General features: G+C 69.2%; 15 protein-coding genes. 7 read left to right on the top strand and 8 right to left on the bottom strand.

What is annotated here, in order from left to right; genetic code table 11:
- From C6A87_RS09275 to C6A87_RS09260, 4 genes are all read right to left on the bottom strand, one after another.
- Positions 1-1,251 carry an amidohydrolase family protein gene (locus C6A87_RS09275; RefSeq protein ID WP_311116965.1) on the bottom strand — a complete coding sequence of 417 codons (1,251 nt, stop codon included), beginning with the start codon at positions 1,249-1,251 and terminating at the stop codon, positions 1-3.
- Positions 1,248-2,081: an enoyl-CoA hydratase gene (locus C6A87_RS09270; RefSeq protein ID WP_311116964.1), complete on the bottom strand. Its 834-nt coding sequence runs from the start codon at positions 2,079-2,081 to the stop codon at positions 1,248-1,250. Before C6A87_RS09270 ends, C6A87_RS09275 begins: the two co-directional genes overlap by 4 nt.
- A gap of 156 nt (positions 2,082-2,237) precedes the next feature.
- On the bottom strand, positions 2,238-3,035 hold the full coding sequence (locus C6A87_RS09265; RefSeq protein ID WP_311116963.1) for an SDR family oxidoreductase: 798 nt from the start codon (positions 3,033-3,035) through the stop codon (positions 2,238-2,240).
- Positions 3,036-3,067: 32 nt separating this feature from the next.
- The gene (locus tag C6A87_RS09260; protein ID WP_311116962.1) at positions 3,068-3,829 is read right to left on the bottom strand and encodes a crotonase/enoyl-CoA hydratase family protein; all 762 of its coding nucleotides are present in this window, start codon (positions 3,827-3,829) and stop codon (positions 3,068-3,070) included.
- Between the two features lie 255 nt (positions 3,830-4,084).
- On the opposite strand from C6A87_RS09260, the gene C6A87_RS09255 reads away from it, so the two are divergent.
- Positions 4,085-4,843: a TetR family transcriptional regulator gene (locus tag C6A87_RS09255; RefSeq protein ID WP_311116961.1), complete on the top strand. Its 759-nt coding sequence runs from the start codon at positions 4,085-4,087 to the stop codon at positions 4,841-4,843.
- A gap of 61 nt (positions 4,844-4,904) precedes the next feature.
- Here C6A87_RS09255 and C6A87_RS09250 read toward each other — a convergent pair whose 3' ends face one another.
- The 3 genes from C6A87_RS09250 to C6A87_RS09240 form a co-directional block, all read right to left on the bottom strand.
- Complete coding sequence (locus C6A87_RS09250; RefSeq protein WP_311116960.1) at positions 4,905-6,080, bottom strand: thiolase family protein; 1,176 nt, start codon at positions 6,078-6,080, stop codon at positions 4,905-4,907.
- Positions 6,081-6,157: 77 nt separating this feature from the next.
- Entirely contained in the window at positions 6,158-7,078 is a 921-nt protein-coding gene (locus C6A87_RS09245) for an enoyl-CoA hydratase/isomerase family protein (protein WP_311116959.1), read from the bottom strand.
- A complete protein-coding gene (locus tag C6A87_RS09240) occupies positions 7,075-7,857 on the bottom strand; it encodes a GntR family transcriptional regulator (protein WP_311117865.1) in 783 nt (260 codons plus the stop codon). Before C6A87_RS09240 ends, C6A87_RS09245 begins: the two co-directional genes overlap by 4 nt.
- Before the next feature lie 108 nt (positions 7,858-7,965).
- On the opposite strand from C6A87_RS09240, the gene C6A87_RS09235 reads away from it, so the two are divergent.
- Genes C6A87_RS09235 through C6A87_RS09210 form a run of 6 tightly spaced genes read left to right on the top strand, consistent with a single transcriptional unit; the run spans position 7,966 to position 14,906 of the window.
- Positions 7,966-8,763, top strand: a complete 798-nt coding sequence (locus tag C6A87_RS09235; RefSeq protein WP_311116958.1) for an enoyl-CoA hydratase-related protein — start codon at positions 7,966-7,968, stop codon at positions 8,761-8,763.
- Between the two features lie 13 nt (positions 8,764-8,776).
- On the top strand, positions 8,777-9,589 hold the full coding sequence (locus C6A87_RS09230) for an enoyl-CoA hydratase/isomerase family protein (protein WP_311116957.1): 813 nt from the start codon (positions 8,777-8,779) through the stop codon (positions 9,587-9,589).
- On the top strand, positions 9,586-10,365 hold the full coding sequence (locus C6A87_RS09225; protein WP_311116956.1) for an enoyl-CoA hydratase/isomerase family protein: 780 nt from the start codon (positions 9,586-9,588) through the stop codon (positions 10,363-10,365). Before C6A87_RS09230 ends, C6A87_RS09225 begins: the two co-directional genes overlap by 4 nt.
- Entirely contained in the window at positions 10,365-11,810 is a 1,446-nt protein-coding gene (locus tag C6A87_RS09220) for an AMP-binding protein (RefSeq protein WP_311116955.1), read from the top strand. Before C6A87_RS09225 ends, C6A87_RS09220 begins: the two co-directional genes overlap by 1 nt.
- The gene (locus C6A87_RS09215; RefSeq protein ID WP_311116954.1) at positions 11,807-13,375 is read left to right on the top strand and encodes a class I adenylate-forming enzyme family protein; all 1,569 of its coding nucleotides are present in this window, start codon (positions 11,807-11,809) and stop codon (positions 13,373-13,375) included. Before C6A87_RS09220 ends, C6A87_RS09215 begins: the two co-directional genes overlap by 4 nt.
- A complete protein-coding gene (locus C6A87_RS09210) occupies positions 13,368-14,906 on the top strand; it encodes a class I adenylate-forming enzyme family protein (RefSeq protein ID WP_311116953.1) in 1,539 nt (512 codons plus the stop codon). The genes C6A87_RS09215 and C6A87_RS09210 overlap by 8 nt, the downstream gene beginning before the upstream one ends.
- Here C6A87_RS09210 and C6A87_RS09205 read toward each other — a convergent pair.
- Positions 14,883-16,067: a CoA transferase gene (locus C6A87_RS09205; RefSeq protein WP_311116952.1), complete on the bottom strand. Its 1,185-nt coding sequence runs from the start codon at positions 16,065-16,067 to the stop codon at positions 14,883-14,885. The genes C6A87_RS09210 and C6A87_RS09205 overlap by 24 nt on opposite strands.
- Positions 16,068-16,075 lie beyond the last annotated feature (8 nt).

Raw genomic sequence — 16,075 nt, 5'->3', positions numbered from 1 at the left:
TCAGGCCGTGGCGACGTGGGCGCCGAGGAGGGTGAGTGCGTTGTCGCGCATGACTTTTCGGGTGTCCTCAGCGCTGAACTCCGGGAACTGCGGAATGTCGGCGGTGAACGCCATCGGATCGGCCAGCCCTTCACCGTGTGGCCAGTCCGAGCCGAACAGGATCTTGTCCACCCCGATGGTCTCGGCGAGCAGCTTCACGTCGTCCTCGTAGTACGGGGCGATCCAGACGTTGTTCCTGAGCTGCTCGACCGGGTCTTCCTTGTAGTGGTACGGCGCGGTGTTCGCGGACTTCTTCAGCCGTTTGATCAAGCGGTAGACGAAGTAGGAGCCGTTCTCGATGCTGGCCACCTTCAGCTTCGGGTGCCGGGTGAACACCTGGTGCACGATCATCGAGGCCATCGCGTCGTGGATGGCGCGGTCGTCGAGCAGCACCTGGTCGAGCGGATCCTTCTTCCCGAACCCCTCGAACGTCGCTTGGCCGCCCCACAGTGCCGCGATCGCGAGATAGCCGCTGTCGGACAGATGGAACACCACCGGCACACCGGCCTCGGCCAGCCGGGCCCACACCGGGTCATGAGCGGGGTCGCCCAGCGAGCGGGGCTTGACCACACCCGGCACCGGCGCCGGCCGGACACAGACGATCCTGGCGCCGCGGCTCAACACGAACTCGACCTCGTCGACGGCCTTCTCCGGGTCGGCCAGTGAGATGATCGGCGCCGACAGGAAACGGTGGTCGGGGCGGTCGAAACCCCAGTCCTCGTCGAGCCACAGGTTGAACGCGTGCACCGAGGCCATGGTGGCGTCGATGTCGTGCTTGAGCGCCTCCTCGACCCCGCAGGCGAACGTCGGCAACATGAACACGGTCTCGAGGTTCTGCTTGTCGAGGATCTTCACCCGCGCATCACGATTCTGGTACTCGGGATGGTCGGCGAGCCGGTCGACCTTCATCAGCGACGCCGGGTCGACACCCTCGGGGATCTCCCCGCGGAACAGCAGATCCAGGCACCCCGGCTCGATGATCGGGTCGAACGTCGGGTTCGGGATGAAGTGGTTGACGACGCCGCCCATGACCGCGAACGTCCGCTTGCCCTCGGTCAGCATCTGCACGCCCCGGCGCTTGAATTCCTTGGGCAGGTGCCGGGTGAACGAGTCGATCGGCTCGTAGTAGTGGTTGTCGACGTCGATCGCCTGGTAGTCAAGGGGCTTGGGTGCAGGCGCAGTCCGCTGCGCTTCCTGCTGCGGGGCTGTCATGGCGTCTCCTCCTTGAGCGGCGGGAAGCGGGGCGGTCTCTTCTCGAAGAAGGCGGTGATGCCTTCGATGAAATCGGGGCGAAGCATCGACTCGTGCATCAGTTTCTCCGCTTCGGCGCTCGCGTCGTGCAGGTTTCGCGAAGCATCGCGGTAGAGCTGGCTTTTCATCACCGCCAGCGAGCTCGGAGCACAGTTGCGCGCGATGTCCTCGGCGTAGGCGAGCGTGTGCGTCATCAGCTCCTCGGGCGCGACGACGTCCTTGACAAGACCGAGCTCCCTGGCCTCCTCGGCGTAGAACGTGCGACCGGACAGCAGCAGATCCGTCGCGGCGCCCCACCCGACCAGCCGCGGCAGGATCCAGGAGATGCCGTACTCGGCGATCAGGCCGCGGCGACTGAACGCGGTGGTGAACTTCGCGCCCGCGGCGGCGAACCGGATGTCGCACATCAGCGCCTGCGTCAGTCCGATACCCGCGCACGCGCCGTTGATCGCCGCGATCAACGGCTTGCGCACCTGGGTGACGAAGTGGGGATGACGTTCGCCGACCAGTTGGGACACGTCCGTGTCGGAGGACGACTCGGAGGCTCCGCTGATCGAGTCGAGATCACCCATGTCGGCGCCGGCGCAGAACGCCCGGCCGTTTCCGGTGAGCACGATGACGCGGACGTCGGGGTCGGCCTCGGCGCGGTCGATGCACCGGTAGAACGCGCCGGCGAGCCCACCGCCCCAGGCGTTCATGCGCTCGGGCCGGTTGAGGGTCAGGACCGCGACGCCACTGTCGCGACGCTCGAACAGGACCGGATCGGCACTCTCGGCGGTGCTCACCGACATACCTCCCCAGCTCGACGGATGCTCATACTGTACACCTATCGGTAGCGACTTCCGCGAGGCCGGAACCACCTGCCACCGGGGTGTCGCGCGATTGCCGAAAACCGTTGCGTACCAGCGCTTGATGCCGGTAGCGGGCGGCCGTCGACACGCGCCTGTTCAGGTGAAGTCGCTACCGCCGTCGACGTTGATGTCGGCACCGGTCATGTACGAGTTGCGGCGGGACGCCAGAAACGCGACCACAGGCCCGATCTCGGTCGGCAGGCCGGCTCGTGGCAGGTGCGCCGGATGGCCGAAGTGCTCGTCGATGGCGGCCATCAACGCATACGGGTCGGTGCCGTCCACGCCGACCGAGTCGGCCCAGCCGACCAACGCCTCGGACGCGATGCTGCCGGGTGAGACCACGTTGACCAGGATCTCGTCGCGCGCCAGCAGCAGCGACAGGTTCTTCGAGATGCTGGTGACCATCGCCTTGGCCGCGGTGTAGGCCGGCAGGATCACGCTCTGGCGCTGTGTCGAGTGGGCGGAGAAGTTCACGATGCGCCCCCACTCGGCCGCGCGCAGCAGCGGCAGCGCCGCGCGGACGCAGTGCACCATGCCCATCGCGCCCTCGTCGACGGCCTGACGCCAGTCGGCGTCGGTCAGCTCGTCGAACGTGCCACGCACCGACGGCCCGACGGCGTTGACCAGGATGTTGAGCTCGCCGTCCCAGCGCCGGCCCAACTCGGCGAAAGCGCTTCGGACCGCGGCGTCGTCGCCGATGTCGGCCACCACCGCGACGGCGTCGGGGCTGCCGCGGTCACGCAGTCGGGCGGCAGCGGCCTCGAGCACCTCCCCGGTACGGCCGATCAGCGCGACCCGCGCCCCGTCGTCGGCGAAGCAGTGCGCCGCGGCCAGCCCCATGCCGCGGCCGCCGCCGACGACGACCGCGGTGGCGTCACGCAGACCCAGGTCCATTCAGACGTGCCCGTCCAACCGGACCGGCCCGCTCAGGTCCCCGTCCAGTTCGGCTTGCGCTTCTCGGCGAACGCCGTCGCGCCTTCCATCGCGTCCTTGGACGAGAAGACCGGGAAGACGATCTCGCCCTGCTTCTTCCACATCTCGGCCTCGGTCCAGTCCGCCGACTTCACGATGACCTCCTTGGTCACCGCGACCGCGAGCGGACCGTTGGCGGTGATCCGCTCGGCCAGCGCCAGCGCGCCGTCGAGCGCCTCGCCGGGTTCGGTGAGCACGTTGACGAAGCCCCACTGCGACGCTTCCTCGGCGGTGAAGCTGTCACCGGTCAGCGCGAGCTCGAGCGCCTTCTGGTACGGGATCCGTTTCTGCAGCCGCAGCAGGCCGCCGCCGGCCGCCACCAGCCCGCGCTTGACCTCGGGGATGCCGAACTTCGCGTTCTTGGCGGCCACGATCAGATCGGTCGCCAGCACGATCTCGGTGCCACCGGCCAGCGCGTAGCCCTCGACCGCGGCGATCACCGGCTTGCGCGGCGGACGCTCGGTGAAGCCGATCCCGCGGCCCTCGATGGCGGGCACCTCGCCGGCCATGAACGCCTTCAGGTCCATGCCGGCACAGAAGTTTCCGCCTGCGCCGGTGATGATCGCCACCGACAGTTCCGGGGTGGCGTCGAGTTCGTCCATCGCATCGGCCAGCCCCTGCGCCACCGCCAGGTTGAAGGCGTTGCGCGCCTCCGGACGGTTGATGGTGATGATCAGCACCCGGTCCCGGCGTTCCAGAAGAACCTCGTCAGCCACTTGTCGCCCTTCGCCTTTCGCGCGGAGTTGTCCCCGCATATCGCTGGAAAACCTTACTATAGGACTTACAGTAAAAGGCCGGAACGGGCGCGCGAGGTTCCGGTCCCGAGGCAGGCGGTAAGGTCGCTGCACACGGCGGTGCGGTCCTCTGGCGGCAAAGGCGCAGGCCAGCCTATCCAGCGCCGTCTGGTACGACCACCACCCCGGCCCGGGGAGCTGCTCCGTGCAGCATCGAAGCGATGGAGGTGCCCGACAGTGGCGAAGCAGGCGACCGCCGAGAAGCGTCAACGACGCGAGCGCGGATCCATCAACCCCGACGACATCATCAACGGCGCCTTCGAACTCGCCGAACAGGTCGGCATCGACAACCTGAGCATGCCGCTGCTGGGCAAGCATCTCGGCGTCGGCGTCACGAGCATCTACTGGTACTTCCGCAAGAAGGACGATCTGCTCAACGCGATGACCGACCGCGCGCTGCGGCAGTACGCGTTCGCGACGCCGTACGTGGAGGCCAAGGACTGGCGCGAGACCCTGGCCAACCATGCCCGGTCGATGCGGCAGACGTTCAACGGCAACCCCATCCTGTGCGATCTGATCCTGATCCGCTCCGCGCTGAGCCCGCGGGCGGCGAAGCTCGGTGCGCAAGAGGTCGAGAAGGCGATCAGCAGCCTGGTCGAGGCCGGCCTGTCCCCCGAGGACGCCTTCGACACCTACTCGGCGATGTCCGTGCACGTGCGCGGCTCGGTGGTGCTGCAGCGTCTCCGCGAGAAGAACCTCGCGGGCGAGGACAGCCATGGGGACATCGACGACACGATGACGATCGATCCGGTCACCGCCCCACTGCTGGCCGCGGTGACCCAGCAGGGCCACCACCTGAGCGGGTCCGACGACCGCAACTTCGAGTTCGGGCTGACGTGCATCCTCGACCACGCCGAGCGGCTCATCGCGCAGAACGCCAAGCCGGCCCGCAAGGCGACGAAAGCCACGAAGGCCGCCACCGCCCGCAAGCGCTGAGCCCCCGCCGAACGCGCTTTCCGCATGAATTCGCGCGCGGAAAGCGCGTTCGGCGCAAGGGTCAGACCTCGATGACCACGCCGCCGCCCTGGCCACCGCCCGCGCACATCGCGGCGACACCGATACCGCCGCCGCGGCGCTGCAGCTCGTAGATCAGCGTGGTGATCATCCGCGCGCCGGAGGCGGCGATCGGATGACCGAGGCTGCACCCGCTGCCGGAGAAGTTGACCAGTTCCTCGTCGATGCCGTACTCGCGCACCGCGGCGATCGGCACGGACGCGAACGCCTCGTTAATCTCCCACAGCGTCACATCGGACGGCTTCAGACCAGCCTTGTCCAGCACCCGGCCGATGACCCGGACGCCGCCCAGACCGGTGTCGCGCGGGGCGACGCCGACCGCACCCCACGCCCGGACCTTGGCCATCACCGTGAGGTTGTTGGCGGCCGCGTAGTCGGCCTCGACGACAGCGACGCCGGCCGCCGCGTCGTTGGTCCCGCTGCTGTTGCCCGCGGTGATCGAGAAGCCCTCGATCTCGGGATGCAGCACCTTCAAGCCGGCCAGCTTCTCGACCGTGGTGTCACGGCGCGGGTGCTCGTCGACGCTGAAGTCGATCACCGAACCGTCGAACTGCTCGACCTTCAACGGCACGATCTCGTCGAGGAACTTGCCGGCATCCTGAGCCGCCACCGCGCGCTGATGCGACCGCGCCGCCCACGCGTCCATGTCCTCACGGGTGATGCCGGCGGCCTGCGCGGTGTTCCAGCCGACCGTGATCGACATGTCCTTGGTCGGGGCGTCGGGGGTCTCGACGTGGGTGGGCGGCATCCACCGCTCCTCGAACTTCAGCTCGGGTCCCGGGATGCGCCAGTTGGTCAGCGGGGTCATCGACAGCGACTGCACGCCGCCGGCGATCAGCACCCGCTCCATGCCGGAGCCGATCTGCGCAGCGGCGTTGCCGATCGCGGTCAGGCTGCCGGCGCAGTGCCGGTTCACCGACTGGCCCGGAACATGCTGCAGCCCGGTGGCGTCTGCCGCGTACCGCGCGAGATCGCCGCCGCCGTAATGGGATTCGGCGAAGATGATGTCGTCGATATCGGCCGGGTCGACGCCCGAGCGGCGGACGACCTCGGGCAGCACCGTGGTGATCAGCGTCTCGGGCGGGGTGTTGACGAGTGTGCCCTTGAACGAGCGGCCGATGGCCGTCCTGGCAGCACCGACGATGACGGGTGTTGGCATGCTCTGACCTCGGTTTCGTTACAGAAATACGTTACAAAACTAACAGATACTGTAGCCCTGATCACGGGTGAGGCGGGTCACTCCGGCTCAGGGACGAAGAAATGCTCGTCACGCAGCCGGAACGCCTCCCTGGTGCCGTGCTCGGCGCGGGTCTTGACGAAGTTGAACTCGCCGTCGGCGAACTGCAGGTTCGTGCCGTAGGCGTGGAACAGGTAACTGGCGACCTCTTCTCCCTGGTAGGCCTGGCTCTGCTCGACCAGACGGAACGCCTCCTTGGCGATGACGACACCGTCGGCGGGCATCTTCGCGGCCTTCTCGGCCCAGTACCGCGCCCGCACCGGCACCGCTGCGGCGTCGCAGGTGTCGGTGAAGACACCCAGGTGCTCGACCTCAGCGGCCGTGATCACGTCCCCGGTCAACAGCAGCCGCCTGGCCAGCACCGGACCCAGGCGGTGGAAGAACATGTGCAGGCTGCCCAGCGCCGGGCCCAGGAACCGGGTGGCCGGCATCCCGATCCTGGTGTCGCGGGCGACCACCGAGATGTCGGTCATCAGCGCCATCTCGAAGCCGCCGCCGAGCGCATACCCGCTGATCTCGCCGACGGTGACCTTCGGGAAGCCCATCAGATTGTGGTAGAAGCCGAAAGACTTGCGGTCCACCGTGAGGCGCCTGCGCTGGCTGGGCCGGCGCGAGCGCGCACCACCTGACCCCTCTTCACTTGATTGCTCTTCGCGCGAGCGCTCATCGCCGCCGCCGCCGCCATACCAGCCGTACGCGTTGTTCATATCCGCCCCCGTGCTGAACACGCCTTCGGCGCCGCGCAGCAGCACCACGGTCAGGTCGTCGTCCTCGGCCACCTGATCGAGATAGCGGGCCAGCTGCTCCCGCATGGCGGCGTCGTAGGAGTTGCGCCGGGCCGGGTTGTTCAGAGTGATGGTCGCGATCCGCTTGTCGCGGTCGACGTCGAAGAGCACGCGGTCATCGGCGGCGGTGGTCATGTCCAGTCCTGTCCGTTCGAAATCAGTCTTGCCTCAATGGTTTCGCTGGATGCTGCGGCCAGCGTGTCGCGGCGAGCCGCCGCCAGGTGCTGCTGGGCCAGGCGCACCGCACGCGCCGGGTCGCCCTCGGCGATGGCCGCGAGCAACCGGTGGTGGTCGCGCAGCGCGGCCCGCATGGTGGGCGGTCGCATCGGGTCCGCGGGACGGCACTCGTCACTCCACACCGAGGACTCGTGCGCCGACCAGATCACCTCAAGCGCGCCGATCACCAGGATCATCGGCTCGTTGCCACACCGGCGCACGATGGCCTCGTGGAACCTGCGGGCGTTCGGCACATAACGCGACGACGTGTCGAACTGCTCGACCTGAAGATCGATCGCGGCCTGCAGATGCGGCACCACCTCGGTCATCCGGTCCTCGCGGGCGGCACACAGCCCTGCGCAGATCGGCTCGAGATGCAGCAGCGCCTCGCTGACGTCGGCCGGGGTGGCCGCGCGGGTCTGCAGCACCATGCCGATCATCTGCGCGGTGCGTTCGGCGGACGGCAGATGCACGACCGCTCCCCCGACGTTGCCCCGGCGCACCGAGATCAGCCCGTCGGACTCCAGGATGTGCATCGCCTCCCGTACCACCGGCGGACTCACCCCGAATTGAGCGAACAAGGACTCCTGCGACGGCAGCACGTCACCTTCGGCGAGGCGGCCGGTCAGGATGTCGTCGCGCAGCCGGGAGGCCACGAGTTCGGCGACCCGCGGCTGACGAATGCGTGGTGCTGGCAGCTGAGACGACACTGTTCCGCGGACAGCCTTTCCTTGCTAAGTTGTACAGGATAGTAATCGAGGCACTAACTGTATGGCTATCTGTATAGCCGATCGAAAGGTGGGACGGTGCCGGAGGAAGGCGCGGTGCGACTGGCCCGCAACGATTCCGTCCTGCGGATCACCCTGGACCGTCCGGAGCGCCGGAACTCGTTGAGCCACAGGATGATCGACGAACTCGTCGGCGTGCTGACCACTGCCGCCTCCGACGACGGGTTGCGCGCGATCCACCTGACCGGCAGCGGCGGGGACTTCTGCGCCGGCGCGGACTGGGTGACCACCAACGACAGCGACCGCAAGCCCCGGCCCGGCAACCTGGTCCGGCGCATCCCCCATGCGGCGAACCGCGTTGTGGAACTTCTCGCCACCGTTCAACTGCCGGTGGTCTGCACCGTGCGCGGCTGGGCCGTCGGCCTCGGCGCCAACCTGGTGCTGGCCGCGGACTTCGCCCTCGCCACGCCCGACGCGACCCTGTGGGAGCCGTTCGTCGACCGCGGGTTCAGTCCGGACTCCGGCTCGACCTGGCTGCTCCCCCGCCTCGCCGGGGTGGCACGCGCCAAACGCATGCTGCTCCTCGGCGAGAAGGTGACCGGTGCCGACGCGGCCGACTGGGGGCTGATCCACCAGAGCGTGCCCGACGCCGAGATCGATTCGGCGGCCGACGATCTGGTGGCCCGACTGGCCTCGGGACCCACGGTCGCGATCGGACTGGCCAAGCAGGCGATCCACTACGGCCTGCACGCGACCCTGCCCCAGGCGATGGCCCACGAACTGTCCGGATTGGAATTGTCTTGCAGGACCGCTGATTTCAGGGAGGGTCTGGCGGCCTTCCGGGACCGTCGCGCCCCCGGCTTCGAAGGTAGATGAGGAAAGTAGGCACGTGAGCTCTTCCAGCTACGACACGATCGGCTACGAGGTCGACGGCCACAAGGCCACCATCACCCTGAACCGGCCCGAGGCGCTGAACGCGCTGTCGCCGCACATGATCACCGAGCTGCGCGCCGCCTACGACGAAGCCGAGAGCGACGACGACATCTGGCTGATGATCGTCACCGGCACCGGGCGGGCATTCTGCACCGGCGCCGACGTCAAGGAGATTCCCGACGACGGCAGGGTCCTCTACGAACGGCCCTACCTGTCCACCTACGACCAGTGGGAGGCGCCCCAGGAAGGCACCCCGCCATTCCGCAGGATGGCCAAGCCCGTGCTCGCCGCGATCAACGGAATCTGTTGCGGCGCCGGGCTGGACTGGGTGACCACCGGCGACATCGTGATCGCCTCCGACAAGGCCACCTTCTTCGACCCGCACGTCAGCATCGGTCTGGTCGCCGCCCGCGAGATGGTGCGGCTGGCGCGGGTGCTGCCCCGGTCGGTGGCGCTGCGGATGGCCTTGACCGGCAAGCACGAACGGATGAGCGCCGAACGCGCCTACGAACTCGGCATGATCACCGAGGTGGTTCCGCACGACAACCTGCTCGCACGCGCGCACGAGATCGCCGACATCGTGAACTCCAACGCCCCGCTGGCGGTGCGCGGCACCCGACTGGCCATTCACAAGACCCTGGATCTGCCCCTGCTGGAGGGCGAGATCCTCGCCGAGACGTTCCGCGAGCGGGTGGTGCGCACCGAGGACGCCCAGGAAGGCCCGCGCGCGTTCGTCGAGAAGCGCACCCCGGACTGGCAATGCCGATGATGTTCGACACCGTCCTGCTCGACCTGGACCACGACAGCCGCGTCGCCACGGTCACCCTGAACCGGCCCGAGGCGCTGAACTCCTTCAACCGCACCATGTGCGAGGAGATGCGCACGGTCTGGCAGATCATCAAAGCCGACGAGGATATCAACGCCGTCGTGCTGCGCGCCGCCGGTGAACGGGCCTTCAGCGCGGGCCTGGACGTGAAATCGCGCTACGGCCAACCTGACATCGTGTGGAACCACGAAGATCCCGGCGAACTGCTCAGCCCGAAGTGGCAGAAGATGTGGAAGCCCGTGGTGTGCGCCGTTCAGGGGATGTGCACCGCCGGGGCGCTGTACTTCGTCAACGAGGCCGACATCGTGATCTGCGCGCAGGGCGCGACGTTCTTCGACTCCCATGTCAGCGCGGGACTGGTGTCGGCCCTCGAGCCGGTCGGGTTGATGCGCCGTGTCGGTCTGGGTGACACCCTGCGAATGGCGTTGATGGGTAACGACGAACGGGTAAGCGCCCAGACCGCGCTGCGGATCGGCCTGGTCACCGAAGTGGTCGCCGAGGCCGAGCTGTGGGACCGGGCCCGCGAGATCGCCGCGACCATCGCCGACAAACCCCCCACGGCCACCCAGGGCACGGTCAAAGCCATCTGGGAATCGCTCGACAAGCCCTACCGGGCCGCCATGGACCAGGGCCTGATCTACACCCGGCTCGGCAACCCGATAGCCAAGGACGAACTGGCCCAGCGCCCCATCCCGAAGACCCCGCCCCGGATCCGGTGATGGCGGGCGCACTCTCACAACGCATCTCGGACGTCTTCGACCTCGACCCCGCCGCGCCCGCACTGCAGTTCGAAGGTGAGTGGTTCACCTGGGCACAGCTGGCGACGCTCGCGCGGCGGGTCGGCGCGGCCGGAGGCACCGGCCGGGTCGGCATCATGCTGCGCAATGAGCCCGCCCATGTCGCCGCGCTGCTCGGCGTGCTGGCCGCCGGCGGCACCGTCGTGGTCATCAACCCGGCTCGCGGCGACGACCGCACCCGCGCGGACCTCGCCGCGCTGCGGTTGCCGGTGCTCGTAGGGCTGCCCGAGGACCTCGACACGCTGGCCGGGCAGACCACCGCGACCACGGTGGCAATCGGCGATCTGGACACGGCGCCGGTGATCACCCCCGGCCCGGCCGGCGCCGATGCCGGTCGGCCGGGTGTGGCGGTGTGGATGCTGACCAGCGGCACCACCGGACCACCCAAACGGGTCGACCTGACCTACGACATGCTCGCGCGCAGCGTGATCGGCGACGACCCGGAGAAGTCCGCTCCCCCGACGGAGTTGCGCCGCGGGGTGGCGATCGTCAACTCGCCGCTGGTGCACGTGGGCGGTGTGTACCGCATCCTGTTGTGCGTCGCCGAGGCACGACGGTTCGTGCTGCTGCGCCGTTTCGATCTCGACAAGTGGGCCCGCGCGGTGCGCGAGCACCGGCCGCGCGCGGTGTCGCTGGTGCCCGCCGCGCTGCGCACGGTGCTGCACTCCGACCTGACCCGCGACGACCTCGCAGGTGTCCTGGCGGTGACGTCGGGGACGGCGCCGCTGTCGGCCGATGACGCCGACGCGTTCACCGAGAAGTTCGGCGTCCCGGTGCTGACCTCCTACGCCGCGACGGAATTCGGCGGCGGGGTGGCCGGCTGGACGCTGGCCGACCACCGTGAGCACTGGCATGCGAAGCGGGGCAGCGTGGGCCGCGCCAACCCCGGCGCGCAACTGCGGGTGGTCGACGACGCGGGGCAGCCGTTGCGGCCCGACCAGCCCGGTCTGCTGGAGGTCAAGCCGTCCCAGCTCGGTCCCGACGCAGAGTGGATCCGCACCACCGACCTGGCCCGCATCGACGCCGACGGATTCCTGTGGATCCTGGGCCGCGCGGATCAGGCGATCATCCGAGGGGGGTTCAAGGTGCTGCCCGACGACGTGCGGGCCGCGCTGGAGAGCCACCCGGCGGTGGCCGGTGCCGCCGTGATCGGCACGCCGGATCCGCGCCTCGGGGAGACACCGGTCGCGGTGGTGGAACTACGCGAAGGCGCCGGCGGCGATCCCGCCGGGCTCACCGAGTTCCTCGGTTCCCGGCTGGCGCGCTACGAGATCCCCACCGAGATCGTGATCGTCGCCGAGCTCCCGCGCACACCCTCCGGAAAGCCCGACCTGCCCGCGGTCCGGTCACTCTTCGCGCGGGTATGACCGCGCCCACCGTCGTCGACGTGCTGCGCGCGCAGCGCCACCGCGGCGACAAGCCGCTCCTGGTCTGCGACGAAGACCGAATCACCTATGCCGGGGCCGATATCCGTTCGGCGCATCTGGCTCGCCGCCTGGTCGACCTCGGCGCGGGCAAGGGCACCCACGTCGGCGTGCTGTACCCCAACGGCAGCGAGTTCGTGGTGGCCATGCTGGCCGCAGCCCGGATCGGGGCGGTGGTCGTCCCGTTCTCGACGTTCGTCAGCACGGCCGAACTGCGCGCCCAACTCCGCGCCGCCGAGGTGTCGATCCTGTTGACCGCCAGGTGCTTCCGCGACCATGACTATGGCGCACGGATCGCCGCCGCACTGGAGGTCACCGGGCCGGACCTCGCCCACACCGCGCCGTTGTTCGTCACCACCGCACCCGTCCTCCGGCACGTGATCATCGGCACGAACCATCCGGCGCCGGGCACCGATCAGCGCCGGCTCCGCCAGCTCGAGGACGACGTCCACGCCGACGACCGGCTGGCGATCGTCTACACCTCCGGATCCACCGGCCCACCCAAGGGCGCAGTCCACACCCACGGCGGGTTGGTGGCGCACCAGCGCAACCTCAACGCCGTCCGGGGACTGCACGCGGGCGACGTGCTGTTCTGCAACTCGCCGTTCTTCTGGATCGGCGGCTTCGCATTCGGACTGCTGGCGACGCTGGTCGCCGGGGCCACGCTGGTCTGCTCGAACGCCGAGGACGCCGGGGCCACCCTCGACCTGATCGACGCCGAGAAGCCGACAGTCACCAATGGTTTCACCGCGGCGGTGGCGCGTCTCGCCGAGCATCCGAGCTACCCGCGACGCATGTTCACCGCGACACGGGGCAACCTCTACCCGATCATGGCCGCCCACACCCGACCGGCCGATCCGGCGTTGCGCCATGGCATGCTCGGCATGACCGAGGCCGGCAGCGTGGTCCTGCTCAGCGGCGACGAAACCGATCAGCCCGAGCATCGCCGCGGTTCCTTCGGCCGACCCGCACAGGGCTTCGAGACCCGCGTCGTCGACTCCGACACCGCCACCGCGGTCGAGGTCGGCCGGCTCGGCGAACTGTGGTTGCGCGGCGCGCATCTGATGACGCACTGCCACGGGCGCAGCCGCGAGGACTGTTTCGACGCCGACGGCTGGTTCCGCACCGGTGATCTGGTCCGCACCGACGACGACGGGTTCGTGTACTTCGTCGCCAGGGCGGGCGCGATGATCAAGACCGCAGGCGCCAACGTCACCCCCGGTGAGGTCGAAGCCGCGCTCACCCGTGTCCTGGCCGCGGCGGGCTGCCCTGGCGCCGTGCACGTCGTCGGGTTGCCCGATCCGCGCCGCGGCGAAATCGTCGCCGCGCTGATGGCTTTCGCCACAATCCCGGACCTGGACCTCGACGCGGTGCGCTCGGCGCTGCGTCAGGAACTCTCGGCCTACAAGATCCCGCGCCGGTTCAAGGTCTGCCGCCGGGAGCAAGTCCCGCTGATGTCCAGCGGGAAGCCCGACCTGCCTGCGTTGAAGGCGTTCTTCGATGACTGACACGGTCGATGCCGCGCTGCGCCGGCAGGCACTGCTCCGCCGGCACGCCCTCGCGGTCGTCGACCCCGGCAGCCGCGTGACGTTCGGCGACCTCGAGCTGTCCACCCGCGCTGTCGCGGCGGGCCTGCTGCAGGCCGGGGTGCACCGGGGCGCCCGGGTCGGGTTGCTGATGCCCAACGGGGTCGACTGGATCCGGCTCGCGTTCGCAGCCACCCGTATCGGCGCCGTGCTGGTGCCACTGAGCACACTCCTGGCGCCGCGCGAGCTGCTGGCACAGCTGCGTACCGCGTCCGTGCAGCACCTGATCGCCGTCGACGAGTTCCGCGGTCACCGCTACCGGCAGACCGTGGATGCGCTCCGGGCCGAGCTCCCCGCGCTGCGCAGCGTGTGGACGGCCGAACAGGCGCTGTCTCTGCCCGGCGCCGCGGTCGGCGACGCCGTCGTGGACGCGGTGACCGCCGATGTGCGGCCCGGTGCGGACCTGGTGATCATGTTCACCTCCGGCAGCCGCGGCGCACCGAAAGGCGTGCTGCACAGCCACGGCAGCGCGCTGGGCGCCGTTCGCTCCGGGCTGGCCGCGCGGTGCGTCACCGCCGAGTCCCGGCTCTATCTGCCCATGCCGCTGTTCTGGGTCGGCGGGTTCGGCGCCGGTGCACTGACGGCGCTGGTCAGCGGCGCCACGCTGGTGACCGAACCGATCCCGACGCCCGAGTCGACGCTGCGGCTGGTGGAGCGCGAGCGGGTCACGTTGTTCCGCGGATGGCCCAGTCAGGCCGAGGCACTGGCCGCCCGGCTGGACTCGGTGGGCGCCGACTTGTCGGCGCTGCGGCCCGGAAGCCTGGAGGCGCTGCTGCCCGAACACCTGCGCAGCCCGAAAGGCGCCCGCGCCAACCTGTTCGGTATGACCGAGTCGTTCGGGCCGTACTGCGGGTTCGCCGCGGACACCGACATGCCGCGCTCGGCGTGGGGCAGCTGCGGAAAACCGTTCCCGGGCATGGAGGTGCGCATCACCGACCCGGACACGGGCGCACCGGTGACGTCCGGCGAGGTCGGGGAGATCCAGATTCGCGGACCGCACGTGCTGCGCGGCATCCTGGGCCGGACGCGCCACGAGGTGTTCACCGCCGACCAGTTCTACCCCACCGGCGATCTGGGACACCTCGACGACGACGGGTTCCTGTTCTACCACGGCAGATCCGACGACATGTTCAAGGTCAGCGGCGCCACGGTCTATCCCGGCGAGGTCGAGGACGCCCTCCGCACCATCAGCGGCGTGCAGGCTGTCGCCGTCACCGACGTCCACGGCCGCCGGGGACCGCAGGTGGGTGCGATGATCGCCGGTGCCGTCGGGACCGCAGAGCTGCGGTCGACGGTGCGGACGCTGTTGAGCAGCTTCAAGATTCCCACGGTCTGGCTGGTCGTCGGCGACGCCGCGGAGATCCCCCGCGGCGCGACCGGAAAGGTGGACGTCGCCGCACTGCGGGCCCGACTCACCGATGCGGCAGGGTCAGACGATCCCGCGGTCCCGTAGCCCGGCGACATCGGCTTCGCCGTAGCCCGCCTCGGCCAGCACGGCGTCGGTGTGCTCTCCGAGCAGCGGTGCCCGGCGCCGGATCTCCCCGGGCGTGGCGGACATGCGGAACGGCGTCTCGATGATCGGGACGTCCTTGGCCGCGCCGGGAAACGGCACCCGCTGGAGGTAACCCATGGCCTGAACGTGCGGATCGTCGAGCACCTCCTGCGTGGAAAGCATCGGCGCCGCAGGAAGTTTCGCGGCCTCCAGTTCAACGAGCGCATCCGCCTTGGTCCGCTCGGCACACCAGGCGGCCATGATGCCGTTGAGTTCGTCGCCGTGTTTCCAGCGCGAATCGTCGTCGGCGAAGCGCGGATCGTCGAACAGGTCCGGGCGCCCGACCAGGCGGCACCACCGTTTGAACATCGGCTGTCCGGCGACCTGCAACAGCACCCAGTCGTCGTCGCTGGTGCGGTACAGATCGCACGGCGCCACCGACGCGCCCTGGTTACCCATGCGCGGTTTGTCGACGCCCAGCAGGTCACGCTCGATCAGGAACGCATTGGACAGCATCATCGCCGTCGGCAACAACGCGCCTTCGACGTGCTGACCCTGACCGGTCCGCTCGCGGTGATACAGCGCCATCATCACCCCGATGGTCAGCGTCAGCGCAGTGCCGAAATCCGCGTACGGCACCATGGTTCGGATCGGCTGCTCGGGCAGACCCTGGCGGGACACCGCACCCGACATCACCTGCCCCGCGCCGTCGAAACCGATCCGGTCGCTGTACGGGCCGCCCTCGCCGAAAGCCGTCGCGCTGGCCAGGATGATGTCCGGTTTGATCGCCCGCAGCGTCTCGTAGTCCAGACCGTTGGCCCGCATGCCCGCTGCGGGCATGTTCGCGACCACGATGTCGGCGCGCTCGACGAGCCTGCGGCTGACGTCTCTGCCTTCGGCGGTCGAGGTGTCCAGCGTCAGCGACCGTTTGTTGCGGTTGCACTGCAGGAAGGTCCCGCCCTCGCCGCTGTCGGTCACCGACTGGACCCAGCGGTCCTCACCGCCCTCGCGCTTCTCGACGCGCACGACATCGGCGCCCATGTCGGCCAGCAGCGCCGAGCACCACGGCGCGGCGATGAACCGGCCGTAGTCGAGCACGCGCACCCCGTCGAGGACCCCCATGCCGTACC

Source organism: Mycobacterium sp. ITM-2016-00317 (assembly GCF_002968295.1).
GTDB lineage: Bacteria > Actinomycetota > Actinomycetes > Mycobacteriales > Mycobacteriaceae > Mycobacterium.
The sequence above is the reverse complement of the archived record's forward strand: the minus strand, read 5'-3'. Positions and strand labels throughout refer to the sequence as shown.